We start from the raw sequence: 255 nt of genomic DNA on the forward strand, positions 1-255 counted from the left end.
GTCGTTAGGCTGAGACGACTATCACGTTGGCATCGGACGATCTGAAACGATTATCAAAAGTAATGCCGAACTCTAAATTCGTAGAGAATGGCGACAAGCAAGCGTTATTCGTATCTGCGCAAGCGGGATTCGATATGTTATCGACTGCGAAGAAAATGGTTATTAAACCGACTGCGCCTGACACTACGCCGAATGACTGGATCACTGTACCAAACGCAGCGGCGTCAGCTGATCCTGATTATACGTTCGATCCTG

1 pseudogene is annotated in these 255 nt (G+C 47.5%); it reads left to right on the top strand.

Annotated elements, in window-relative coordinates:
* Nucleotides 1–62: 62 nt before the first annotated feature.
* Nucleotides 63–255 (top strand): annotated as a pseudogene (locus GBN91_RS28675) (hypothetical protein); the annotation flags it as partial.

It is taken from the genome of Bacillus sp. B1-WWTP-T-0.5-Post-4 (assembly GCF_009183795.1).
GTDB lineage: Bacteria > Bacillota > Bacilli > Bacillales > Bacillaceae_G > Bacillus_A > Bacillus_A cereus.